This window comes from Nostoc sp. UHCC 0302 (assembly GCF_038096175.1).
Classification (GTDB): domain Bacteria; phylum Cyanobacteriota; class Cyanobacteriia; order Cyanobacteriales; family Nostocaceae; genus UHCC-0302.
In genome coordinates this window covers 2,556,832-2,580,529 of sequence record NZ_CP151099.1, presented here as the reverse complement: position 1 = coordinate 2,580,529, position 23,698 = coordinate 2,556,832, and the positions used below count along the sequence as shown (strand labels likewise).

At 41.5% G+C, this 23,698-nt stretch carries 19 protein-coding genes and 1 pseudogene; 10 read left to right on the top strand and 10 right to left on the bottom strand.

The annotated features are described in order from the left end of the window. Positions 1-387: 387 nt before the first annotated feature. Positions 388-591 (top strand): hypothetical protein, encoded by a 204-nt coding sequence (locus tag WKK05_RS10615; protein WP_341529690.1) that lies wholly within the window; start codon positions 388-390, stop codon positions 589-591. Positions 592-866: 275 nt separating this feature from the next. Here the strand turns inward: WKK05_RS10615 and WKK05_RS10610 are convergent, their stop codons facing one another. Beyond that, positions 867-1,460, bottom strand: a complete 594-nt coding sequence (locus WKK05_RS10610; protein ID WP_341529689.1) for a TetR/AcrR family transcriptional regulator — start codon at positions 1,458-1,460, stop codon at positions 867-869. Positions 1,461-1,704: 244 nt separating this feature from the next. Between WKK05_RS10610 and WKK05_RS10605 the strand changes: the two genes are divergently transcribed. The 3 genes from WKK05_RS10605 (at position 1,705) to WKK05_RS10595 (ending at position 5,872) form a co-directional block, all read left to right on the top strand. Further along, positions 1,705-3,318 (top strand): DHA2 family efflux MFS transporter permease subunit, encoded by a 1,614-nt coding sequence (locus tag WKK05_RS10605; protein WP_341529688.1) that lies wholly within the window; start codon positions 1,705-1,707, stop codon positions 3,316-3,318. Between the two features lie 85 nt (positions 3,319-3,403). Beyond that, entirely contained in the window at positions 3,404-4,915 is a 1,512-nt protein-coding gene (gene ilvA / locus WKK05_RS10600; RefSeq protein ID WP_341529687.1) for a threonine ammonia-lyase, biosynthetic, read from the top strand. Between the two features lie 81 nt (positions 4,916-4,996). Beyond that, positions 4,997-5,872: a methylated-DNA--[protein]-cysteine S-methyltransferase gene (locus tag WKK05_RS10595; protein ID WP_341529686.1), complete on the top strand. Its 876-nt coding sequence runs from the start codon at positions 4,997-4,999 to the stop codon at positions 5,870-5,872. A gap of 15 nt (positions 5,873-5,887) precedes the next feature. On the opposite strand, the pseudogene WKK05_RS10590 reads toward WKK05_RS10595, so the two are convergent. After that, a pseudogene (locus tag WKK05_RS10590) lies at positions 5,888-7,038 on the bottom strand (IS630 family transposase). A gap of 166 nt (positions 7,039-7,204) precedes the next feature. Here WKK05_RS10590 and WKK05_RS10585 point away from each other — a divergent pair. After that, complete coding sequence (locus tag WKK05_RS10585) at positions 7,205-7,339, top strand: hypothetical protein (protein ID WP_341529685.1); 135 nt, start codon at positions 7,205-7,207, stop codon at positions 7,337-7,339. A gap of 167 nt (positions 7,340-7,506) precedes the next feature. On the opposite strand, the gene WKK05_RS10580 is transcribed toward WKK05_RS10585, so the two are convergent. The 5 genes from WKK05_RS10580 to WKK05_RS10560 form a co-directional block, all read right to left on the bottom strand. Next, positions 7,507-9,294, bottom strand: a complete 1,788-nt coding sequence (locus tag WKK05_RS10580) for an ABC transporter ATP-binding protein (RefSeq protein ID WP_341529684.1) — start codon at positions 9,292-9,294, stop codon at positions 7,507-7,509. 137 nt (positions 9,295-9,431) lie between these two features. After that, the gene (locus WKK05_RS10575; protein WP_341531060.1) at positions 9,432-11,174 is read right to left on the bottom strand and encodes an ABC transporter ATP-binding protein; all 1,743 of its coding nucleotides are present in this window, start codon (positions 11,172-11,174) and stop codon (positions 9,432-9,434) included. A gap of 1,876 nt (positions 11,175-13,050) precedes the next feature. Next, complete coding sequence (locus tag WKK05_RS10570) at positions 13,051-13,455, bottom strand: response regulator (RefSeq protein ID WP_341531059.1); 405 nt, start codon at positions 13,453-13,455, stop codon at positions 13,051-13,053. Between the two features lie 728 nt (positions 13,456-14,183). Continuing rightward, complete coding sequence (locus WKK05_RS10565; RefSeq protein WP_341529683.1) at positions 14,184-14,639, bottom strand: DUF1392 domain-containing protein; 456 nt, start codon at positions 14,637-14,639, stop codon at positions 14,184-14,186. A 96-nt stretch (positions 14,640-14,735) separates the two neighbouring features. Beyond that, positions 14,736-15,347 (bottom strand): TetR/AcrR family transcriptional regulator, encoded by a 612-nt coding sequence (locus WKK05_RS10560; protein WP_341529682.1) that lies wholly within the window; start codon positions 15,345-15,347, stop codon positions 14,736-14,738. Between the two features lie 77 nt (positions 15,348-15,424). Here WKK05_RS10560 and WKK05_RS10555 point away from each other — a divergent pair, with 77 nt between their 5' ends. Together WKK05_RS10555 and WKK05_RS10550 are read left to right on the top strand one after the other, a co-directional pair. Continuing rightward, the gene (locus tag WKK05_RS10555; protein WP_341529681.1) at positions 15,425-15,868 is read left to right on the top strand and encodes an acyl-CoA thioesterase; all 444 of its coding nucleotides are present in this window, start codon (positions 15,425-15,427) and stop codon (positions 15,866-15,868) included. A gap of 105 nt (positions 15,869-15,973) precedes the next feature. Continuing rightward, positions 15,974-16,405: a hypothetical protein gene (locus WKK05_RS10550; protein WP_341529680.1), complete on the top strand. Its 432-nt coding sequence runs from the start codon at positions 15,974-15,976 to the stop codon at positions 16,403-16,405. 27 nt (positions 16,406-16,432) lie between these two features. Here WKK05_RS10550 and WKK05_RS10545 read toward each other — a convergent pair whose 3' ends face one another. Together WKK05_RS10545 and WKK05_RS10540 are read right to left on the bottom strand one after the other, a co-directional pair. Further along, positions 16,433-17,158 (bottom strand): DUF72 domain-containing protein, encoded by a 726-nt coding sequence (locus tag WKK05_RS10545; protein WP_341529679.1) that lies wholly within the window; start codon positions 17,156-17,158, stop codon positions 16,433-16,435. A 634-nt stretch (positions 17,159-17,792) separates the two neighbouring features. Continuing rightward, positions 17,793-18,344 (bottom strand): SDR family NAD(P)-dependent oxidoreductase, encoded by a 552-nt coding sequence (locus tag WKK05_RS10540; RefSeq protein ID WP_341531058.1) that lies wholly within the window; start codon positions 18,342-18,344, stop codon positions 17,793-17,795. A gap of 474 nt (positions 18,345-18,818) precedes the next feature. Between WKK05_RS10540 and WKK05_RS10535 the strand changes: the two genes are divergently transcribed. Together WKK05_RS10535 and WKK05_RS10530 are read left to right on the top strand one after the other, a co-directional pair. After that, complete coding sequence (locus WKK05_RS10535) at positions 18,819-19,322, top strand: hypothetical protein (RefSeq protein ID WP_341529678.1); 504 nt, start codon at positions 18,819-18,821, stop codon at positions 19,320-19,322. Between the two features lie 488 nt (positions 19,323-19,810). After that, complete coding sequence (locus WKK05_RS10530) at positions 19,811-19,981, top strand: ssl1498 family light-harvesting-like protein (RefSeq protein ID WP_341529677.1); 171 nt, start codon at positions 19,811-19,813, stop codon at positions 19,979-19,981. 130 nt (positions 19,982-20,111) lie between these two features. Here the strand turns inward: WKK05_RS10530 and WKK05_RS10525 are convergent, their stop codons facing one another. Beyond that, positions 20,112-21,116: a hypothetical protein gene (locus WKK05_RS10525; RefSeq protein WP_341529676.1), complete on the bottom strand. Its 1,005-nt coding sequence runs from the start codon at positions 21,114-21,116 to the stop codon at positions 20,112-20,114. Positions 21,117-21,259: 143 nt separating this feature from the next. On the opposite strand from WKK05_RS10525, the gene topA reads away from it, so the two are divergent. Next, positions 21,260-23,425: a type I DNA topoisomerase gene (topA, locus tag WKK05_RS10520; protein WP_341529675.1), complete on the top strand. Its 2,166-nt coding sequence runs from the start codon at positions 21,260-21,262 to the stop codon at positions 23,423-23,425. Positions 23,426-23,698: the final 273 nt, after the last annotated feature.

Below are 23,698 nucleotides of genomic sequence, written 5' to 3'. Positions count from 1 at the left end.
CTTCGAGCGTCTACGCGTCTGTACAGGAGTGAGAATTCAGAAGTCAGAATTCTTCTTCAATGACATGATTCTGTTACCTTGCTTTTGTTTCAAACTCAAATATAGTCCAGCAAGGAGTTTACGATACTCCACTTATTATTCATTACATGAGGGTGATGAAAGAGCAATAGCTAGATGATGTTTTTCTGCCGGATGAATTTTTCAGAATTAAGGCTGTCACAATTGTGCAATTGAGCTTTCTGAATCTGGTAATTAAGTTTGCATAAAGTGTAAATGACTAACCTAAGTGCTTGCACATAATCTCTTAATCAAGCGAGCAGCTGAGTAGCCCAAACAAGGCAATCAACTAGTAGCGAAGTAAGTCATCTTAACTAAGGAATAAAAACCATGCAAGCTATCAACAACACTCTTTTCACCAACATCACAGTTGAAGAATCTGCTACCGTAAGCGGTGGTAGCTACGGTACTTATGTTAACTTTGACCTGAACAAATACCTGTTTGTCTTAGGCGCTGGCGTTGTATTTGGTAACCCTGGATTGACCCCTGATGAAATCCAATACGGATTTAAACAAGCCATCTCTTTAGGTTAATTTCCTGAAGTTTAGGTAACTGTTAAACTTTTACTCGGTACTCATCTGAGAATTTTTGGAACTCAATATTCCAAATTTTTCAGATATCCCCAGGAATGCTTTAGGGATAAAAGAGTCAAAATTATCTATTTTCTGAATACTGGGGCATCTTTAGGTGTTCCAGTATTCTTATTCACTACTTGTTTAATTAAGAAATAATTGATTGCTTGAAAATTCTCTATTATTGCAGTTCAACATTCCCTGAACGCTCCCATTTGATCTATTAATAATGCCTTTTAATCTGTGCCAATACCCTGAAAGAGAATGCCTATAGTACGGCGCATATAAGTTTCCATTGACTCAGTTGTCGGTTTAAAAACAAGTGCGTAATATATTGACCCGCTCAAGAGGTCTATAATCAAGTCTATGTCCGCATCATGATGAATTTCACCTCTAGACTTGGCACGTTCTAAAACTGTAAAAAAGGCTTCACGTCGCAGTTTAGTGTATTTTGTCTGGTAAACCTTGGCAAACTGAGGATTGCTAGACGCTGTACTAATAATTAGGGCAAGTGTCTGACGACCAAGGGGACTATCTATTTTTTGGGCTACATGATTGATCAAGATATCCATGTCTCCCCAAAAGCTGCCAGTGTTGGGGATCGGTAAATCTTCCCTAAGACTTTCTATCGCATCTGCTACTAGTTCCTCTTTTGAGGTGTAACGCCGATAAATTGTCGTTTTTCCAACCCCTGCACGAGAAGCGATCGCTTCTATACTCATACTTTGGTATCCCACCTCTGCAAGCAAATCTAAGGTCGCTTGGAGAATCGCTTGGTCGGCATGGATGCTACGTGGGCGACCAGATGGGGTATTGATTTGCTTACTCATAAAAATATCATCCCCAAGCAATATCATCTTAGCTATTTGCTTCTAGCTTAGGACATACAACATAACGCATGGTTTCATTCTAAGACAGTTAAGACTCTCTATAGTGCGTCTTTACTGGCTTGACTATTTATATATGATACGCTACCGTAGCGTATGTATATAAAATTTAATATTTGCTTGGGCGATTGCGCCTATGTCCGAATCATCTAAGTGTTTTATGAAAAAAATATTGTTATGAATATGTATGGCTACCGTTAATAAACCTTCCTTTCCTACTAAGACTAAACCTGTAAGTGTTAATCAGAGCGGTTATATTGAAGGGCCTTTGAAGTGGGCGATCGCCTTTACTGCTTCATTAGGCGCAATCTTAGAAGTAATTGATACAAGTATTGTTAACGTAGCGCTCACTGACATCCAAGCGTCTTTGGGTGCGACTGTGAGTGAAGTGGGTTGGGTAGTTAGCGGATATGCGATCGCTAACGTCGTCTTAATTCCATTATCTGCATGGTTGGGAGATTACTTTGGGCGCAAAACCTACTTTATCTTCTCGCTGATTGGCTTTACAATTTCCTCGGTTTTGTGCGGGTTAGCATTCAACTTACCGATGCTGATTATTTCTCGAATTCTCCAAGGTTTATGCGGTGGCGGATTGCTAGCTAAAGCTCAGGCGATTTTGTTCGAGACTTTTCCCCCGGCCGAACAAGGTTTGGCCCAAGCAGTTTTTGGCGTGGGTGTGATTGCTGGCCCAGCAATTGGCCCAACTTTAGGAGGATTCTTAGTAGATGGTTTAGGCTGGCGTTGGATTTTCTTTGTCAACATTCCCTTTGGAATCGTTGCAGTTGCGATGTCTTTGGCATTTTTACCAAAGAATAAGGACAAGAACAATACCCAAAACCAAGCTATTGATTGGTGGGGAATTGGGTTTTTAATCGTGGCTGTGGGTAGCATACAAACTGTATTAGAACAAGGAGAGCAAGATGACTGGTTTTCCTCTAGTTTCATCATCACTCTGTTCATCCTCGGCATCATTGGCTTGGGGTTGTTTATTTGGCGAGAACTGAAAACAGGTCATCCGGCTGTGGATTTGCGAGTTTTGCGTCACCGCTCTTTAGCGGCGGGAAGTGTTCTTTCAGCAGTGGTAGGTATGGGGCTTTATGGCACACTCTTTGCTGTACCGATCTTTGCTCAGAGCATACTGCAATTTACAGCAACCCAGACAGGACTATTATTAGCACCTGGGGCTTTAGCGTCTGCGATCGTTATGGTTTTATTAGGCAAACTGTCTAGCATAATCGATGCCCGATTTTTAATTGCAATGGGCGCTGTTGGATCATCAGGAGTCATGTTTCAATTGGCGGAAATTACCCCACAAACCGGGACAGACGATTTATTTTGGCCATTAGTATGGCGCGGAGCTTTTACTGTATTGATGTTTCTTCCTTTGAGTTTGGCAGTTTTAGGCCCGCTACCCAAACAAGATGTTTCTGCTGGCTCTGGTTTCTACAACCTGACTCGACAATTAGGTGGCAGTATCGGCATTGCTCTATTGACTACTCTGCTTGACCGACGACACGCTTTTCATCGGGCTATCCTATTAGCAAAACTTAGTCCTTATGATGCAGAAACCAATCAGCGTCTTGACTTGCTTAATGGAGCGCTCCAAAGTCAAGGTATAGATGCAGTAACAGCGCAACAACAAGCATTAGCTTTAATTAGTCAAACAGTAGATACCCAAGCTGCTATTTTATCTTATGCAGACTGCTTTCGAGTAGTAGGGATAGGGTTCCTTTGCTCATTACCTTTGCTGTTATTTCTGGGCAAAGGAGGCGCAGGAGTTAAAGCGCCAGTTGGTCATTAATACCCAATGCCTTAAAAATTTGCAAAACATATACACCAGTAGCGGTAAAATTAGACTCCACCCGTCATCTGCTACCCCAACACTCATGTATTGCGACTACTTGGTACAAATCCTGACTGCTCGTGTGTATGATGTTGCTCAGGAAACACCGCTGGAGTATGCCCCGAATCTTTCTAAGCGGCTGAATAATAAACTACTGCTCAAGCGTGAGGATATGCAGTCAGTGTTTTCCTTTAAGCTGCGGGGTGCTTACAACAAGATGGCAAATTTGCCGCCGGATTTACTAGCACAGGGAGTAATTGCGGCGTCTGCTGGTAATCATGCCCAAGGTGTTGCTCTAGGTGCTAGTAAGTTGGGAACACGGGCAATTATTGTGATGCCGACAACTACCCCTCAAGTGAAGATAGATGCAGTGAAAGCCAGAGGGGGAGAGGTGGTTCTGCATGGGGATACTTATGATGATGCTTATGCATATGCCCGTCAACTAGAGGCGGAAAAGGGCTTAACCTTTATTCACCCCTTTGATGATCCAGAGGTGATTGCTGGACAGGGAACAATCGGGATGGAAATTCTCCGGCAATACCAGCAACCTATTCATGCGATTTTTGTGGCAATTGGGGGGGGTGGGTTGATTTCTGGAATTGGGGCGTATGTCAAACGGTTGCGTCCCGAAATCAAGATTATTGGTGTTGAACCTGTAGATGCTGCTGCGATGTATCAATCGCTAAAAGCTGGGCAACGTGTACGATTACCCCAGGTGGGCTTATTTGCTGATGGGGTGGCGGTGCGAGAAGTTGGTGAAGAAACTTTCCGTTTATGTCAGCAATATGTGGATGAGATAATTTTAGTTGATACCGATGCTACTTGTGCCGCGATTAAAGATGTGTTTGAGGATACCAGGTCAATTTTAGAACCAGCGGGTGCATTAGCGATCGCAGCGGCTAAAACCTATGCAGAACGAGAGCAAATCCAAGGACAAACTTTAATTGCTGTAGCTTGCGGTGCGAATATGAATTTTGATCGCCTCCGTTTTGTGGCAGAACGGGCAGAGTTCGGAGAACGCCGTGAAGCTATTTTTGCAGTCACAATTCCTGAAGAACAGGGGAGTCTGCGCCAGTTTTGTGAATGTATGGGCAGACGCAATCTAACTGAGTTTAACTATCGCATTGCTGATGAAAAAGCAGCCCATATTTTTGTGGGTGTACAAATTCAAAACCGCGCTGATGCAGCAAAAATGGCAGAAACCTTTGAAGATTGCGGCTTCAAAACTATTGATTTAACTGATGATGAACTGACAAAATTACATCTGCGGCACATGGTTGGCGGACGTTCTCCCCTTGCTCACAATGAATTACTCTACCGTTTTGAGTTTCCGGAACGTCCCGGCGCATTGATGAAGTTCGTCGCTTCCATGAGTCCCGACTGGAATATTAGCCTTTTTCACTACCGCAACAACGGCTCTGACTACGGGCGAATTGTTGTAGGGATGCAAGTACCGCCCCACGAAATGAAGGAGTGGCAAGCATTTCTGGATAACCTTGGCTATCGTTACTGGGATGAAAATCAGAACCCAGCATACAAGTTGTTTTTGGGATAGAGCAATCAATAGCAAGAAACGGGTGGTATTGAACCTTTACAACCGATAAATTGAGGGGGTATATGTTAGGTGTGTAATTAAATGACCAACATAAATCCGATAAAAGAATTAAGTGTCTACAGTAGTGAGGACTATGAGCGAATTGCCCAAGCGATCGCATTTATGCGAGAAAATCATCTAAGTCAACCCGATTTGGCTACTGTAGCTCAGTATGTGCATTTGGGCGAATACCACTTTCAACGGTTATTTACAAGGTGGGCAGGTATCAGCCCAAAACGATTTTTGCAATATCTCACAGTTGAATATGCAAAATCGAAAATTGCCCAAACAAAAAGCCTTTTAGATTTAACGTTGGATGTAGGTTTATCTAGTCCGGGGCGTTTACACGATTTATTTGTCAATTTAGAAGCTATGTCGCCTGGTGAATTTAAGTCAGGAGGGGTTGGTTTACAAATTTACTATGGCATTCACGACACGACTTTTGGAAAATCTCTAATTGCTACAACATCTCGTGGTATCTGTAATCTGCATTTCTTAGATGTGATGAATGCAGAAAATGCTGAACAAATTCTTCATCAGGAGTGGACAAAAGCTGATATTGTTCGTGATCAGCAAGTAACTCAAGAAATTTGCGATCGCATTTTTAATACTTCTAAATTAACTAGCGGTAAACCTTTAGTTTTATTTGTTAAAGGAACTAACTTTCAAATTCAAGTCTGGCGTGGGCTGCTAAAAATACCATTCGGGAGCATCACAACTTACAAAGGTTTATCTAAAGCAATTGGTCACCCAAATGCTGTCAGAGCAGTGGGTAATGCATTAGGTAATAATCCCATTGGTTACTTAATTCCATGTCATCGGGTGATTCGTGAATCAGGCGATATGGGTGGTTATCGCTGGGGGATAGAGCGTAAAACTACTATTATTGGCTGGGAAGCCACTCAGGCTAATTCGTAATAAGCTAATCAGCATTTAAGCTGCAACATAGCTGAAATTAGTTTTATGTTTGATTTTCCGATGCCACTTAATCACTAACTCGCCTTGATTCAACAACTTATCTAGCAGTGTTTGTAATTCATCTACTGATTTAAATAAGCGATGAGCAATATATTCTTTACATGAATGCCAAACTAATTCGATAATGTTATAGTCAGGGCTATAAGCAGGCAAGAACTCTAAAATAAAATTCGGGAACTCTTGGGATATTTTAGCTAGAATATCTTTGCGTTTATGAAAACTAGCATTGTCTAAAATTAAAATTATCTTTGGCCCATACTTCGAGAAATCTTTACCCACATTTCCTTTACTTACCCACTCTTGTTTTATTAGTTCATTTAATTGTTGTAATTGCTCATAAAAAATATCTGCATTTCCCTTTTTTACAAAAAAGCATACGCGTTTCCGGTCTAATTCTCGAATTGCTCCCATGACGTTTACTCGACCACAACGTCGTTGTCCTGGAATATTCTTGCGTTTTCCTTTTTTACCCCAACCCTTGCGACGAATCACGCGTAAACTAAAACCACTCGTCGCGCGGGTACGCGCGCCCGCTACGCTAACGTCCAAAACCATACCTGCAAACGCTCTGGCTGTTCTCGCGCTATTGATAAATATTGAGCAAGTTTTTCTTTAAACTTCGCTCTCTCTATTGGGTTTTGTTTATCTTCCAGGTTATACTTAGCCCAGATATAGCTATACTTTTTTCGCTTTAATATCCTCCTTACTTGAGAGCTACTTAAATCAATTCCTGTTTTTTCGGTTAAATATGTAGCTAGTCGCTCTGCTGTCCATTTTCCAAATTCATACCCTAAATCTGAGGGTTCTTGGTCAACAGTTTTTAATAACAGTTCAATATATTCAGGCGTAGCTTTTCGGTAATATTCGTCCTCTCTTTTATTATGTAGAGTTTCCAAATTATCAGGATCACCGTGCATACACCAATATGCTACTGTTCTATGCGAACAACCTAAAAATTTAGCAATCTCGTATTGTGGTTTCCCATCATTCTGTAGCAGAATAATGAGAATTCTTTCCCTGACGTGTGGCTGCTCGCTCTCTTTCAGAGCTTGTTGTAGCTTACTAACTTGTGACGGCGTTAAAAAGTTCTTGGCTGGTGGTGGCATCTTTGCTTTGAAACGTCTTCATCTTTCTATTATGCAACTTACGTGCCGATTAGCTTATTGATATTGCTCTATTAGTTCCATTTCGTCACATATGCTTTTTAAAAATACAGTATTTTTATGATCGCACCTGCGGAATCTGGCAATACGGTTCGGTTAAGGTTTTTTAATGAAAGTTATAGATCACAAAGACGCGATAAATCGCCGTCTTTACAATAATCAGTCTTTTGTAGAGACGGCGATTTATCGCGTCTCTTCCCTTAACCGAACCGTATTGCGGAATCTGGGATATACATATAGATAAGAGGAATTCAACCCAAAAAATACGAATTACGAATTAGTAATTAATCAAATCTCATGCCTCTTAATTACGAATTACGAACTTGTACTGAGCGCGATGCCCTGAGCTTGCCGTTCGCATAGCGTCTCGTAGAGAAGGGTAGCCGAAGTATTACGAATTACGAATTAGTATTACACACTGGTGGTTGTTGCACCTAGTTGGAGAGCATATAGGTTTGCGTAGACACCTTGTTGACTGATGAGTTCTGCGTGGCTGCCTTGCTCGACAATTTCTCCTTGCTGAACCACTAACACTTGATCTGCCTGAGTAACCGTGCTGAGACGGTGGGCAATCACAAAGCTGGTACGTCCTTGCAATAAGCGGGCGATCGCAGTTTGTACCAGCGCTTCTGTGCGAGTATCAATACTACTGGTCGCTTCATCAAGAATCAGAATTCGAGGATTAATCAACACTGCACGGGCAATGCTGATCAGTTGTCGCTGTCCCTGACTGAGGGGCGCACCGCGTTCCCCCAATTGAGTTGTATAACCCTGTGGCAGCGAGGTGATGAACTCATGCACATTTGCTAAATGAGCAGCTGCTTCGATATCGGCTTGGGTGGCATATGGCACGCCAAAGGCAATATTTTCGGCGACAGTACCGCTAAACAGAATATTATCTTGCAGGACAATGCCAATCTGACGCCGCAGACTTGCTTGAGTGACACTACGCACATCAATGCCATCAATTTTGACTGCACCACTAGAGACATCATAGAAGCGCAAAATCAAGTTAATAATTGTACTTTTTCCCGAACCGGTCTGCCCAACTAACGCAACCATCTGTCCCGGATATGCGTGCAAATTCACTCCTTTGAGAACCAGTTGATTTGGGTTATAGCCAAACTTAACGTTCTCAAATCTGACTTCACCTTGAATAGGCGGCATTTCAATTGCATCAGGTGCATCATTGAGCTGCGACGGTTCATCCAATAGCAAGAAGATCCGCTCTAATCCGGCAAAAGCAGACTGAGCTTGGGTGTAAAACTGGCTGAGAATTTGGATTGGGCGGAAGAATTGCTGAACGTAGAGTAAAAAGGAGGTTACTACACCTACTGTTGCTGCTCCTGTGACAGCTAGATAGCCACCATAGGCTAGTACAGCTGCGGTAGCCAGAGTGTTGAGAAAATCGATAGATGGCAAAAATGCAGCGGTAATTGCCACGGCTTCGACGTTTGCATCGCGATTGGCGGCGTTCAAAATGTCGAATTCTTGGATATTCATCTGTACACGATTAAATGCCTGTGCTTCTCGCACACTGCCAATATCTTCTTCTAATTTGGCGGAAAGTTCCCCAATCGTCTGTCGGGTGACGCGAAATCTAGCTCTTGCCCAACGCGCGAACAAGCTTGTGGTAAAAATCATCAGTGGCACAGCTAGGTTGCTTAACAAGCCGAGTTGCAGATTGATCGAGAGCATAGCAATGATAATGCCGACCAAACCGAATATGTTACCTAGCATTTGAGAAACCGTTTGCCCAAACGCCTGATTCACAGTACTAACATCATTCAGCAGGCGGCTCATTAAATCGCCTGCTTCGCTGCGATCAAAAAAGCTGATTGGCAAACTCTGGATTTTATTAAAAATATCTTGCCGCAGTTGACCTAGCAACCGCTGCATAATCCAGCCAACTCGCAGAATTTGAATCCGAAATGCCCAAACACCAAGTCCGTAGTTCAGCCCCAGTAATCCTAATACAAGCAGCAGTCCCTGTAAATTTCCTTGTGCAATCAAGCGATCAACAGACCAGCCGATTATAAATGGCCCAATTGCTTGAGTTGCAGCACCAATCAATACTATTGTGAAGACGAACGGAATTTCTTTGCGATAGGGTCGCAAGTATTGTAAAAAGCGTTGCAGGGTGGAGAGTTGTTGACTCGTTTTTTCCTCGGATGCAACAACTGGACTTGTACCTCTCATAACAATTTTGGATTTTAGATTTTGGGTTTTGGATTGAAGGATTTTAGAACAATACAGATTTCATCTATGTAGAGACGTTGCGTTGCAACGTCTCTACAACCGTATTAACCAATAATGGGTTTGGAATTTTGAATTGTTTATTTTTTCTCCTTCTGCTTCACCTGAGATTCCAAAATTGCACCATAAAGCGGGCTTGTTTGCATCAATTCCTCATGAGTACCTTGTGCTGCCAATCGTCCTTTATCGATGAGAAAAATCCGATCAGCATTTTTGACGGTACTAATGCGTTGAGCCACAACAAAAGTTGTACAAGCTTTTCGGCGCATCATGCCATCCAACGCGGCTTGAATCTGGGCAGCAGTTTTGGCATCCACAGCAGAGGTACTGTCATCTAAAATCAGAATACTGTAATCGGTGAGTAAGGTACGGGCGATCGCAATCCGTTGCTTTTGTCCACCAGACAAGCCAATACCACGTTCACCTACAATCGTCTCATAACCATCGGGTAGTTGGAAGATGAAATCTTGAATTTGTGCGGTTTTCGCAACTTCAATCACTTCCTCCAGTGAGGCATCGGGCTTTGCATAGGCGATATTTTCCCGGATAGTGCCGGAGAACAGTGTGGTTTCTTGGAATACAATGCCAATATGAGACCTTAAACTTTTGAGTGTAAAATCCCGCACATCTCGCCCATCAATCCGAATCGCTCCATTCGTAACATCGTAAAAGCGGGGTAGCAAGTTCATAATTGTGCTTTTCCCGGAACCTGTCATCCCCAGAACGGCGATTAGTTCGTTAGGTCTTGTTTCAAAGGAAACTTCTTTAAGGGCTTCGGTTGTCGCTCCCGGATAGCGGAAGGAGACATTCTCAAAAGTGATTCTACCACCACAAGTTTGAAAGGGGATGGCATTAGGGCGATCGCGAATTTCTACCTTGGCATCTACCACTTCGTATACCCGTTCGGCAGAGGCGGCGGCTTGAGCGATCGCGGGTGCAGCAAATCCAATCAACAAAATTGGTTGTAAAATTAACGCTAGGTAAGAGTTAAACGCTACTAGTTCGCCAATCGAGAACCTACCCCCAATTACTTGCGCTCCCCCATAGCCGAAAACTACTACTGTCACCAAATTACTTAGCAAAAATATAAACGGGAAGGTGTTGCGGATGGCGCTAATAGTCTTCATGTTTGCTTTGACTAGCCCATCATTCAGGCTCGTGTAACGTGACCTTTCGGTTGACTCGCGCACGAAGGCTTTTACTACCCTTATCCCGAATAAGTTCTCTTGCAAGACAGCATTGAGGTTACTTAGTTGATCTTGTACTTGCCGGAACAGTCTGTTATTTTTGCTAACAAATTGCGCCATTAACCATCCAGCTATCGGCACTACCGTTAGTGTAATCAGCGCTAGTTGCCAGTTCATTAGCAGTAAAATTACTGCAATACTCATCAAAGTCACAACTGCACCAATCACCTGAATCAAGCTAGTGCCGATAAATGTACGGATTTGCTCAATATCACTGGTGACGCGGGTTAGCAATTGCGATGTCTGTGACTGGTCGTGATAGCTGAAACTGAGATTTTGAATCTTGCTAAAAATCTTGTTTCGCAGGTCATAGGCGACACCTTGAGAGGCTGCTTCTGCCCAATAGCTTTGGCCAAAGTTAAATACACCGCGAGCGATCGCCGCAGCTACCATCCAGCCCGCGCTGTAAAGTACTATTTGTAAATCTTGTTTGACAATGCCGCGATCAATTCCCCACCGAAATAATTGAGGAGTAACCGCATTGGCGACTGTCAAAAGCAATAGGCTGACCAATGCTCCCAGCGAAATCCATCGGTAATTGCTCAAACTTCCCAGTACACGCTGGATTGCCTGCATCGACGAACTTTCCTGGAATTCTGGTTGTTGAACCAATGGAATGCACCCCTATGCTACTGAAAATTATATAAATATAGAAATAAAGTATAGCAGGAGACTTTTACCCATAGACTTGGGCCTTGGGATGAAAGCTGAACGATACCAATGCAATTGCAGTGTTACGGCAATCCTATTTTATTTGTGAAAGTTGAAATTCATAGATACGCAATTTTTCAAAAAAGTCGGGTATTTGGTTTATTATAAATAATTTAGACCAGACAAAAAGATAACAAATCAGCATTTAAAAAACTGCGATCGCTCTGGAGATTCTTATTCTTAATTGCTGTGAATAACTTGCCTGAATATTAGGTTGAGCTAAAACCCAATGGAATCATGTGATCGTCCTTAGTATTCTATCCAAAGCAAGACAACCATCAGCCATACAGCTACCCCTTTTGCCGTTATCGCACTAGCTCCCTCAACGTTGAGCTTTAAAACAATTACTATTCCATTATTAAAAAAATAATATACATAAGTGTTAACAAAAAACCAAAAAGAACAGCATATTCATTTTTATTGCTAATAAATTTTATAGCTAATACTACAAATGCAATAAAAATAAATACTAATAACTTTATCAGGTTTTGTGATTGCCAATCAATAAGTGAATCATCACTTACTGATGTTATTATTTCTATTAACAGGAATTGGGTTTGTATATTCATCTTCCGCTATTTTGATATCTTAATTTTTATGCTTTATCGAGAATACAGTCCAAGCTTGATTCTTGCTTTATCTATCTTAGAATTTGGCTTCAGGACTCGAATATATTGTAGTCAGCCAATATAGATAATTAAACTGAAAACAAGTAAGTCGGTACTAAGATTTACAGCTATGTTAAGAAATTTTAATATAGCGGAGCAAGTGCGTTGGGGAGCCAGCGCGGTCTTCTCCCTTTGGGCTACGGTGTACACACAAGTCTGAAGTTGCTCAAGAATCTGGGTTTTACCCCACCCTAATACCGTCTCACTTTAAGGTTGATATACATGGGCAAGCTCTTGAGGCTCTTGAGGCAGGGAGGCAGGGGAGGCAGGGGAAGCAGGGGAAGCAAGAAAAGTGATGTGTATCAAGAATTTCGTGAAATGGTAAGCTAATCGCCATTCGTTTTTCCAGACTGATTCGCTTGTAGTAAGGGCTAAAGCCCTGATTTTATGCAACTTAAATGCTCATTAGCTTATAACCACTGCTTGAATTCAATAAACGACCACCCGAATTCGATAAACGACCACCCGAATTCGATAAACGACCACCCGAATTCAATAAACAACCACCCGAATTCAATAAACAACCACCCGAATTCAATAAACGACTACCCGAATTCGATAAACGACCACCCGAATTCGATAAACAACCACCCGAATTCAATAAACGACTACCCGAATTCGATAAACGACCACCCGAATTCGATAAACGACCACCCGAATTCGATATTTTGACTTGTGTGTACACGGTAGCCCTTTGGGAGAGGCTAGCGCCTTCTCCTATCGAAGAAGGGATTTCCCCCATAAACGACTGGTGTCCGGGTTTGCCGTGTTGTAGCAACTGGTGATTCCAGGAAGAGTTAACCTTGGTCTCCGTTAGGAGAAGACGGGTTTCCGAACCAGCACGTTGCTGGGGTTCCCCGGTTATTCGCCTGCGGAGGCAAACCCTCCCGCAGCGCTGCTTCACCGTTAACAATCCAAGGTGAGTTTGTCTTGAAAGATAGCTTGTATTAGCATAGGCTACGCCAGTAAATACAAATTATCTGATTATCCAACCAAAAGCCTTTGAAACCTTACCCTGTCCTTCAGGTCAAAGTGTATTGCAATAATGAGAAGCGCTATAATCTGCTCCACAATTACCAATTGCAAGAAGCTACTAAACTAGCAACGATTTCAACTAGTTCTTCTGGAGCAACTGGTTTAGATACATGAGTATGAAAACCAGCTTCCAAAGCGCGGATACGATTCTCACTATCTCCATAGGCCGTTAAAGCAATAGCTAAGACTCCTCCACCCATATCTGATTTGAGCGCACGAATTTTGCGGATTAAGCTGTAGCCATCTTCGTCAGGCAAACCAATATCACAAATCAAGACATCGGGTTGCAATTCAGGTAATACTTTCTTGGCTGCTGCTGCCGATGCTACTGCCATGACTGTAGCTCCATCTACTTCCAATACCGTAGTAATGAAAAAGCGAATATCATCATCATCCTCAACTACGAGAATATTTAAGCCTGCAAGAGCCAGAGGAGGTTGCATAACAAATGACATCTTAGTTGTGTCTGCCAGAAACGCTGACGTAATATCTAGAATGCCAAAAGATTGCGATCGCTGTTTCCCCTTCAAGTACTTTATGAGTAGTTACAAATGAACAAGATATTGAGTAGGCGATTGCACTCAAAAGCGCAGTACCAGAGGCAATGGTACTTTTGTTTGCCTACCCTAGGCATTAGAAATCTTTATAGTATTGCAGAAAAAACTATCTTTGGATAGTTTTTAGGCAAAACCATCGCTCAAATTAAATTATTGCAAAATTTTTCTTCTCTAATCTGAATAATACTCCATTTGACCTATTTAGAGCCGAAATCAATTATCTATTTGGTCAATCTGTTGATTGCTGCTACTCTCCATATGCCCTAACCCATGCAAGGCAATCTTTATACAGGCTAGATTTTTTAAATAAAGAACTAATTCAAGATTTCTAAAGTTAATTCAAATTTTCATAAGTTATACCAATTTGAAAAAAGAATGTGACAAATGACCATCTGTAGAGACGCGATTCATCGCGTCTTCATCCAAGGATATGTTGCAATCATTAATTGAATTGGTATTAGCATCGATTTTTAAGTGAAAGTGTAAGCTAATAGGTATTGAAGTTACATAAAATCAGCAACCAAGCCCTTACTACAAGCAAACTAGCCTGGATAAATAAATTACATTAGCTTGTTAAGAAGAATTTCTTTGTCATAACAAAAAATTTACAACAGTCATGCATCCACGCTGATTAAATCAACATCAGCAAGCCAGATGATTCTACTTGGGGAAAATGCTCCTTCTTCTAAAATTGGGGAGCGCCACTCTACACCATAAAGCCAAGTGCTTTTGAGGCTAAAAATACCTTGAATAATACGCTGTGTCGGCTGTTCACTGAAATCAACTTCAACCACATCCCCTAATTCAAAAGCCGGAGTAGAAACAGTAGGCTTTTCTAGTACATTTTTTGCCTGAAATTCTTGCCTTGGCAAGTAGAGTGTTTCACTCTGGCAAACGATCGCATAAATCCATTCCTGCTTTTCCCACTGAACACCGCAGCAGTAGCCCGACAAATCGAAATTTGGCAAAAAGACTTTTTCTAGGATTCGAACAGCTAGCGGTGGCATGGCTTTACCCCACGGTGGAGAAGTATGCCAACAGGATTCTAAAGTGGTAACTTGGTTAATCATGATGCAATGCGATTCGCTTTTTTATACATAGACTCGCTTGCAGCAGTGTTATCCGGAATGAATTTAAATACTTAACGTTGCCGATAGTCATTACACTTATTCGTCAATTTCAGTAATTGCCTGGACTAAAGATGCGATCGCTCCTTCAATCCGTTGCCATCCGGTTGGTGAACTGAAATCGATTCCTAAGAATGTATCGTTGACTTTGGTTCGTAGCACTAGATAAACAATTCCAGCAATCAAAACCGCACTGATGGCAGGGATATCTTTATCTGGGGGGAAGGAATACTTCTGCTTGAGAAATTTCAAACTCTCAATTGCCACATGATCCCGCACACTTGCCAATTCATGCGTTAACTCATTACCTTCTAGTAATTCCCAACGCACAATTTCTTGCGTAATGGGTCGTTCTTGCAAGTCATGTAGGAAGCGCGTTAGTAATAAGATCATCCAGTCAGCCAGAGATTCGGCATCAACGGCTGTTTCATCCCCAATTAATTCTTCAACTGTAATCCAGTAGTTGCCTTCCTTGCCAAAAGTTTGTAGCAGCGAGGGAAGATTCTCAAAATATCGATAAATCAAAACTTTATCAACCCCAGCTTCACGGGCGATCGCATTCACCCCTAATTGCTTAAAGCCTGATTCTGCCAAGAGTTTACCAACTGCTGCTAGAATTCGTGCCTTCGTTTCTTCTTTGTCCCGCGCCATGAATCTTTCTCATCTACTTGTCACCGCTCAGTGACTATGATACTTTGTCACTGAGCGGTGACTTTGAGGATTTGAGGATGGCAAAAATTTCCTTTGAGCTAGAGGTGTATTCCTTCCATATTGATTTCATTGGACACATGAACAACAGTGTCTATATTCAGTGGATGGAAATTGGACGGACAAAACTGCTGGAAGCAGTAGGGATGCCAACACAGAAAATCTTTCAGCAAGGGTTTGCTCCGGTTCTGATGCAAACTAACATTACTTATAAATCGCCGCTCTATTTAGGCGATCGTGTACAGTTGGAAATGTGGATTTCACAACTGAAAAATGCCTCGGCTATTATGCAGTTTTGCTTTTATAAAGAACAGAGAATGCTAGCCGCAGAGGGATGGCAAAAAGGATTATTTGTAGATACAAAAACGATGCGCCCAAGGCGGTTACGCCCAGAGGAACGTTCTTTGTTCGCACCTTATGTATATTCAAAAGTAGATGAGCAACTCGTTTCCGTCACTATTTGATGTACTGTAAAACGATGATTATTGTTTAGTGGAGCTTCAATTTACTCATAGCAATTTACATCGCTGGAGTTTAATACATGAATTTAAGTTTGAGGAAACCTGATTATGAATCTTGAAGTCAAGCGTCAGAGGTTATTGAAAATTCTGCTACTCGCCAGCATCATTTCTACAGGTATTCACTTCACTGATAATTATCTGTTCATTGAAAAATATCCTCAACCAACCTGGATTACCGCTTCTGCAATTTATCAATCGTGGCTCATTTTTACAGCTATAGGAATTGCCGGGTATTGGTTGTATCAATATCAAAAGTATTGGCTGGCTTATGCTTGTCTTTCGGTCTACTCATTAACGGGTCTAGCAAGCCCAGGACATTATCTCTATGGTACTATGTCGCAATTCTCAGCCAAGATGCATCTCTTAATCTGGACTGATGGGTTAACTGGTTTAGCGATATTAGGATTTATTTTTTGGTCAGCATTAATCCTCAAAGAATGGTGGCGAGAATCTAGCACAACGGACAATATACAAATTTAACTTGATAGGGTATAAATAAATCGAAATTCAATATAATCCCAGCAAAATAGATAGTCGTTGAGCATCACGAATAGCATATCCATCGGAGTCATTGTTGAAGTACACGTAAACGTCAATTCCTTGCATCAGAAATGAACGGATACGCTCAACCCATATCGATAACTCTTCATCGCTATAACCAACATTCCATTGACCGCTGTGCATACGAATATAAGTCCAAGGGGCAGTCAAATAGACATCAATAGGAACTGCTGGGCTTACAGGCAGACAAAGGGCTACACCTGCACTTTCCAGTAGTTTGTAAACTTGGGGAATCAGCCAGCTTGAATGACGAAATTCAACTGTAAATTGTTGTGGGTAGGTTTGCAGTAATTCTAAAAAGGGCTGGAGACGGTCAATATTAATGTGCCAAGTATGAGGAAACTGAAATAAAATAGGCCCAAGCTTTTCTTGCAATCCAGATGCGCGTTCCATCAGACGAGTTAGCGGCTCTATCGGGTCTTTTAACTTCTTCATGTGTGTGAGATAGCGGCTACCTTTGACTGCAAAAAGAAAGTTTGAAGGTGTTTGCTCTCGCCAATTTTCAAACACATACCGCTCTGGCAAACGATAAAACGAAAAGTTAATTTCTACAGTGGAAAAGTGTTGAGCGTAAAATGCTAGTTGTTGGTCACTAGGCAGATGCGGTGGATAGAAAATGCCCATCCAATGTTTATAAACCCAACCACTAGTACCGATTTGCAGCTTACTCATTCAGTTGTCTCAGTTAGATTCTCTCTTGTAACTGGTGAGTGTAAATTTGAAGATATCTGCCTTAAAATTTGGCGAAACACTGAATAATCTCGTACGATTTCTTTAGCTTCGAGCAAGGATTGTACCAGGAATGCCAAGCAGTAACAGTCCAGTATGGATGAAGATTTTTACAATTACTAGTCAGATTTCGGCAATTTGGCAACTCATATTTTTCTGTTGCAGTTTTAATAGAGATATCAACAGCGCGGGACAATGAAGAAGTTGTACGAGAAGATACAACCAAAGCCCCTGCATTACTTGTCCCGCTCTATGCCAGTTGTTGTGTGAGTGCTGTAAAATTGCTCTACATGATTGATACAGCACTGTAAAAAGTGAGCGTCGTCGCTGTACAACTGGCTAGAAATCCAACAAGAACACATAGAACTAATTACTCAAATTTTACTACTAAATTTTATGGTAGGTTCAACCGCTTGCGTGCAGCAAATCGAAACAGATTATCTGGTAGTATCGCTTTCAGCCGAGGCAACCATTGCGCCTCAGTCCCAACACGATAGCGTAATCGTGGTGAATGGCTACGAGCAACATAGACAATCGTCTGTACAACTTTTTCAGGATTGTCGCCTTGTGCAATTGCCTAGTTCACAGATGAGCCAATTACATCACGTGCAGTGTCGTAATCAGCATAAGCAAAAGCTGCTTGTAGCATGGACTGGTTGAAGTTGGTCTTGAAATAACCAGGCTCAATTAAAGACACATTAATATTGAAGGGGTCTAGTTCCACGCTCAGTGCTTCGCTATAACCTTCAAGTGCAAACTTACTTGCACTGTAAAATCCTTGTCCCGGTGCGCCAATCAATCCCGCTACCGAACTAATATTGATAATATGCCCACTGCGCTGCTGTCTCATGACTGGCAAAACAGCATTAGTGAGGCGAACAATACCCCAAAAGTTGGTTTCAAAAATCTCCTTGGCTTGTTCTAAACTTGTTTCCTCAATCATGCTGGCATGAATTTGTCCGGCATTATTAATCAGTAAATCAATGCGATTAGTTTGTGTGAGCAACTGTTTGATACACGATTGCACTGAAGAATCAGAGGTAACATCAAGCCTCAACATTTCTACACCTTGTGAGGCTTGATGTTCCTTGCGGCTAGTACCGAAGACGCAGTAACCCTCTTGAGCCAGCTTTTGAGCAGTTAACTGCCTGCTCCTGTAACTAGCACGACCTTTTTGTTAGTCATAGGTTCTCAATTTTAGTACTACTATTTCCAACATAAATACGTTAGCGTATTGCTTTCTATAGCTTAAGAGATAAAGTTTTTGATCAAGATTATTTTCCTGCTCATAATTTGAGCTTTTGAAGTGAAAATGCAGTAATTATCTCAGTTAGATACTGATCCGTCATTTTAAGTATAGATGTCTGGTAAGGGTACGTTACAATTGAAGTAATTGCAACTTAGTTGATTAGAGACTAGATTAACTAATGTGAGACAAAAATTGTTTAGATAAGGACGTTTTGGTAATTGGGCTAGTAAATAACTTGTCTATAAAGACTGTATACAAGCAAGCATATTGTCAAATAAACTGTATACAAATGTTAGTAGCAGAAAATCGGTCAGTTAGAGATAAATGTTTACAGGAGTTTAGAGTATGGCTGGTATGACAATTTCAATTCAGCTAAGTGATGCTGAAATAAAAGCTTTGTCAGTAATGCAAATTTCAGAAAATGAGTCCTTAAATAAAACGGCGACCAGATTGCTCAAGGGAATTCTGGGTCAGTCTAAAACTACACCAAAGTTATCTACGGCTGAAGATATTAAGGAGATAGTTAGACAAGAGATGAAAGCTATTACTTCGTCTGTACTGTCTAATGATGAAGACATAAAACAGGTGATAAGGCAAGAACTAACAGATGCAATTACTCAGATAAAAGACTTAGTGGATGACCGATTGCAAGGAATAAACACCCCAAAAGAAGAAGTTGCTTCTGTTGAGCTGCAATCACGGCCAGATTATGAAGCAATACGCTCAAGTGTCCTTGCTAAACTGAAAGTAGGTAAGCAGTCCGCAGCAGGTAAAGGGATTGAAGCTTTTATCAAAGAACTGAATGCTGTCGCTTTGCCAGAACAGCCAGCAACTCTGGAATTAGATGCAGCGAGTTAGGGTTTTTCTGCTGGCAACTGGTGTCAAACGGTGAGTATTTGAAAGATACAGCAGTTTGCAAGTAAATGAAGTACAGTGTCTAAGTTTAAAAGCTATATACAAAATCTTTTTTACTCCTGATACCAATTCAATTAATGATTGCAACACATCTTTGGATGAAGACGCGATGAATCGCGTCTCTACAGATGGTCTATTTGTCACATTCTTTTTTCAAATTGGTATGACTTCTGGCTTCTGAATTCTGCTGTATTTGAGGTTTTGCAGTTTAAAAGCTTATCTTCTCTATGCTGCTGAAAAACGCCAAACGAATTTATCAAGTCAGGTGTTTTTTATAGTACATAAATACTAAACAAACACCTTGCATGAGTGAATTAGCTGATAAGTTACTCTAATGGATAGTATTTGCTTTTCAACGTCAAGTGCTGTTGACTATTTGTAATATTTTTGTTAAATTTATTTACATAAGTTAACAAACCCTTTTAAAAGCTATGTACACCACAACTAATGAAGACGGCATTCTCAATAACTACCCATCTGAACCAAAAGCATACTATGCCGAGTATCCCGCAATTTGGGAACAACGCAGATATGTTGTACAAGGTGCGGTAGCAGCCATATTCGTGAGTGCTGTAGTAATGCTGGCTTTTGCAGTTAGCTAAAATTTTTAGATTTCAACATTGCTTTTTCTCATCGGTATTTCCCATTAGCCTCAGCAAAATAGCTGGGGCTTTTTATTACTACCGGAGTGCTTTCGCCTTATTAATACCTGATGCAGAAAGCCGCTTTTACTTAATTGATCAACTCTTTGTCCCAAGTATAAAATCCGAATTTGTCAGGCACTCTAGAAAATCTTCCTGTGCGATAACCGCGCGATAATTCATTCTGTACCTTGACTTTTACCTCTCTAAAATCAGCCGCATTAAGTTTTCCATAAACTCCGTTGACAATTTCATCGATATGGAAAGCTTTTTGAGCATTTTGTTGCAAAAAAGTAGATAAGGCATCAATTAAAAATTGGCCTTCAAATGCTTTGAGCATCGGTATGACTTTTGGTTTTGGAGGTGTTAATGGTTGTTTATTCTTTTTGGCTTTGGTTATGGAAGATCCAGCATTGTGATTGTCTGCGACTAGCAAACTTAAATTTAGAGTGTAACAGCCAGGCTGATCAGGAATACTGTACCATTTATTACTTTCTCTGCCCTGAGTTAGCGAAGACTGAACTCTACTCTTCACTAGTTTAAACACATCTGGTTCTAAGTCTCCGTAAAGCAATTTCACAATGAAATCTATGTGACAGATAGCGCCAATATGTTCCTGTAACACTTTTTTGATGGCTTCAGCGCGACTGAGAGATTGATATTGGGGCAGCATGGGAATTTCTACCCCGTAGAGCGATCGCTGTTGGTTTAAAGGTACTGTTTCAATGAGCGGCAATGCGGGCGGCTCCGGCAGCGGAGGAGTATCTGTAACCGCATCAGATTCTTCATCTAACAATAGATTATTTATAGCGTCTGGAGAGATAGACTCTATAACATTGGTATTCTGCTCAGGAATTGTGTCAACGCTAAAAAACGAGTCTGCCGGTGCTGATTCGGTTTTATTTGTGGTTACAGTCGCATTGCTAGTAGCACTTAGATCCCAGCTAGACAACAAAGCCTCGATATGGCTGAGATTGTCTTTGGCTTGAGTATATAGTTTTTCGTATTGTTCTACCAAGGGCGCGTAGTGATCTCGTAATACTAACAGTGGCTTTAATGCACTTTGGGGAGGGTCTAAGGGGAAGGGACTATTCATACAATAAGCTAAATCTTGATCAATTTTAGGTAATGTAATACTACATCTGTTGTTGATATTGGTGAAGTGCGAAGCATTTTAAGAACAGTTTTGTAGTACATTAATACTAAAATATTAAATTAAGAAATTCCTAAATAGCTGCTATGCCAAAACGCCTTTTGGTGGTCGAATCTCCCGGTAAAGTCAAAAAACTTAGTCAGATTTTAGGTAACGATTGGATTGTACGTGCCTCTTGTGGTCACATTCGAGAACTGAGTGACCAAGGAGAAGATTCGCTCGGCTTTACTATAGATGGCAGCAGTGTGCGCTGCAATTATATTCCACGTGACCAACGGGCGAAAGAAACGATTGGAAAGCTCAAGGCAGCAGTCAAGCAGGTGGATGAAGTAGTTTTAGCAACTGACCCAGACCGTGAAGGAGAAACGATCGCTTGGCATTTGAAAGAGGTGCTAGGGCTAAGAGAACCGAAACGAGTAGTGTACACAGAAATTACAGCATCAGCTGTACAAAGTGCGATCGCTAACCCCAGAAAACTTGACCAAAACTTGATAGGGGCGGGACTATGCCGAGATTGCCTAGACAAACTAGTGGGTTACAAGGGAAGCCCGTTAGTATGGGCTTTGAACAACGGTGCTAAGAGTGTAGGCAGAGTCCAAAGTGCCACTTTGCACCTGATATGCAACCGAGAGAGAGAAATTCAGGCTTTTGTACCCCAGGACTATTGGAATGTTTGGGTTGATTACAAGGAAGAATTCCGCGCTTTTTACAATGGGACAGTTAACTCTTCTGCACAATCAACACAGCAAGAATCGTCAGCACATGATGATGCTGTCAGTAGCAATACCCCAGAAACACCAGAATCGAAGCGCGTTCTAACTCTAGCTGAAGCAACACGATTAGTTGAAGAAGCAGGGCGTTATCCGCATCAAGTCATCCAGCTAGAAGGAAAAGTAGTTAACCGCCAACCGCCGCCACCGTTTATTACTTCGTCACTTCAACAAGCCGCAGGGGCAAAGCTGAAATTTGCACCAGACAAAACAATGCTACTTGCACAGAAGCTGTATGAGGCAGGGCTAATTACATATATGCGAACCGACTCAGTGATGTTGAGTCCAGAGTTTTGCACCAGCGCTCGTCAGTGGTTGGAGCAAAATGACCCGCAGAATGTGCCGCAAAAAGTTGCCAGCCACCGCAGTAGTAAAACTGCTCAAGAAGCACACGAAGCGATTCGCCCAACAGATGTATTTCGTCCAAGCGTTGAATTACGTTCCCAGCTACCGGAGGACGAGTTTAACCTGTATGTAATGATCTGGAAACGAGCGATCGCTTCCCAGTGTAAAGCTGCTGTGTTACGTAAAACTCAAGTCATTACTCAGTCTGGTAATTTGTTGTGGAAAGCTACAGGACAGGTAATTGAATTCTACGGTTATGCTCGTTACTGGAATAATCTCAGCAAGGATACAGTTTTACCCACCTTACACCAGGGACAGGTACTCAACTTAGAAAATGCGGCTCATGAAAAGAAACAGACTCAGCCACCTCCACGTTATAGTGAACCGAAACTAGTACAGTTGATGGAACGTAGAGGAATTGGTCGCCCCAGTACTTATGCCCCAACCGTTTCAACTCTCAAGAAACGGGGTTACATAGAACTCACCAAAGGAAACCTCCACCCAACAGCTTTGGGATTAGAAGTAGATGACTTTTTGCTCAAGGCACTACCAGATTTATTGGAGGCGGAGTTTACCGCGAAAATGGAAGAGTCATTAGATGCGATCGCTCTCGGAAAGAAAAGCTGGCAACAATACCTCAGCACTTGGAACCAGGATTACTTTACGCCAGCGTTAGCAAAAGCTAAGACTGTAGTAATCAGTGGCACAAACACCAATACATCTGCTACGACAGAGCGCAAATATGAAACTTCTAGGACTCGTTGCCCACAATGCAATCAAGCTCTGTCTAAAATTAAGAGCAGCAAAGTTAAAAAGAAGTACTTTCTCAAATGCACAAGCGGCTGTGAAAATGTTGTACTGTTTTGGAGTGACAACAATAAGGCTTGGTCAGCACCACGAACCAAGGCATCTGCAAGTGAGCATCGAGAAAAGCCACAAGTAAAATTAACTTCTTACTCTTGCCCAGTGTGTAAAAAACCTTTGGAGGAATACAGCTATATCAAGGATGAACAGAGTAAAACCATGCTCCGGTGTTCTAATTCTCAATCTCGCCAAGATCAGAAACATAAGGATGTGGCTTATTTCAGCACACAAAAAGGTTGGTGGAGTCCCAAGTACGGTGAGTTGAATGGTTAGATAATATACTAAAGCCGTTTTAGTTGAAGTTTTGTTTCATTTCCTTGCTAATAAGCGCCAGCAATATGCAACAAGTGTATTAGTTTAGAACCATATATTTAAATCAATAGATACTATTAGTTAACTTAAACAATAATCATAGACTGTAAGTTATATTTACCATTTAAGAATAAACATATAAGATTTTATTAGAGCAAATATCGTTTAATTATCTAACTGGAGTTGTTTTCTTTTGATACATATAAAGCTAATCTATTTTTAACAAGATTAAGC

Bases quoted from the DNA above. Each gene is read 5' to 3' on its own strand.
- WKK05_RS10525 (WP_341529676.1), bottom strand. From the start codon at position 21,116: ATGAATAGTCCCTTCCCCTTAGACCCTCCCCAAAGTGCATTAAAGCCA.
- WKK05_RS10580 (WP_341529684.1), bottom strand. From the start codon at position 9,294: ATGAGAGGTACAAGTCCAGTTGTTGCATCCGAGGAAAAAACGAGTCAA.
- WKK05_RS10595 (WP_341529686.1), top strand. From the start codon at position 4,997: ATGACCAACATAAATCCGATAAAAGAATTAAGTGTCTACAGTAGTGAG.
- WKK05_RS10610 (WP_341529689.1), bottom strand. From the start codon at position 1,460: ATGAGTAAGCAAATCAATACCCCATCTGGTCGCCCACGTAGCATCCAT.
- WKK05_RS10570 (WP_341531059.1), bottom strand. From the start codon at position 13,455: ATGCAACCTCCTCTGGCTCTTGCAGGCTTAAATATTCTCGTAGTTGAG.
- WKK05_RS10530 (WP_341529677.1), top strand. From the start codon at position 19,811: ATGTACACCACAACTAATGAAGACGGCATTCTCAATAACTACCCATCT.
- WKK05_RS10545 (WP_341529679.1), bottom strand. From the start codon at position 17,158: ATGAGTAAGCTGCAAATCGGTACTAGTGGTTGGGTTTATAAACATTGG.
- WKK05_RS10565 (WP_341529683.1), bottom strand. From the start codon at position 14,639: ATGATTAACCAAGTTACCACTTTAGAATCCTGTTGGCATACTTCTCCA.
- WKK05_RS10550 (WP_341529680.1), top strand. From the start codon at position 15,974: ATGAATCTTGAAGTCAAGCGTCAGAGGTTATTGAAAATTCTGCTACTC.
- WKK05_RS10535 (WP_341529678.1), top strand. From the start codon at position 18,819: ATGACAATTTCAATTCAGCTAAGTGATGCTGAAATAAAAGCTTTGTCA.
- WKK05_RS10605 (WP_341529688.1), top strand. From the start codon at position 1,705: ATGGCTACCGTTAATAAACCTTCCTTTCCTACTAAGACTAAACCTGTA.
- WKK05_RS10575 (WP_341531060.1), bottom strand. From the start codon at position 11,174: ATGCAGGCAATCCAGCGTGTACTGGGAAGTTTGAGCAATTACCGATGG.
- WKK05_RS10585 (WP_341529685.1), top strand. From the start codon at position 7,205: ATGAAAGTTATAGATCACAAAGACGCGATAAATCGCCGTCTTTACAAT.
- ilvA (WP_341529687.1), top strand. From the start codon at position 3,404: ATGTATTGCGACTACTTGGTACAAATCCTGACTGCTCGTGTGTATGAT.
- WKK05_RS10560 (WP_341529682.1), bottom strand. From the start codon at position 15,347: ATGGCGCGGGACAAAGAAGAAACGAAGGCACGAATTCTAGCAGCAGTT.
- WKK05_RS10555 (WP_341529681.1), top strand. From the start codon at position 15,425: ATGGCAAAAATTTCCTTTGAGCTAGAGGTGTATTCCTTCCATATTGAT.
- topA (WP_341529675.1), top strand. From the start codon at position 21,260: ATGCCAAAACGCCTTTTGGTGGTCGAATCTCCCGGTAAAGTCAAAAAA.
- WKK05_RS10615 (WP_341529690.1), top strand. From the start codon at position 388: ATGCAAGCTATCAACAACACTCTTTTCACCAACATCACAGTTGAAGAA.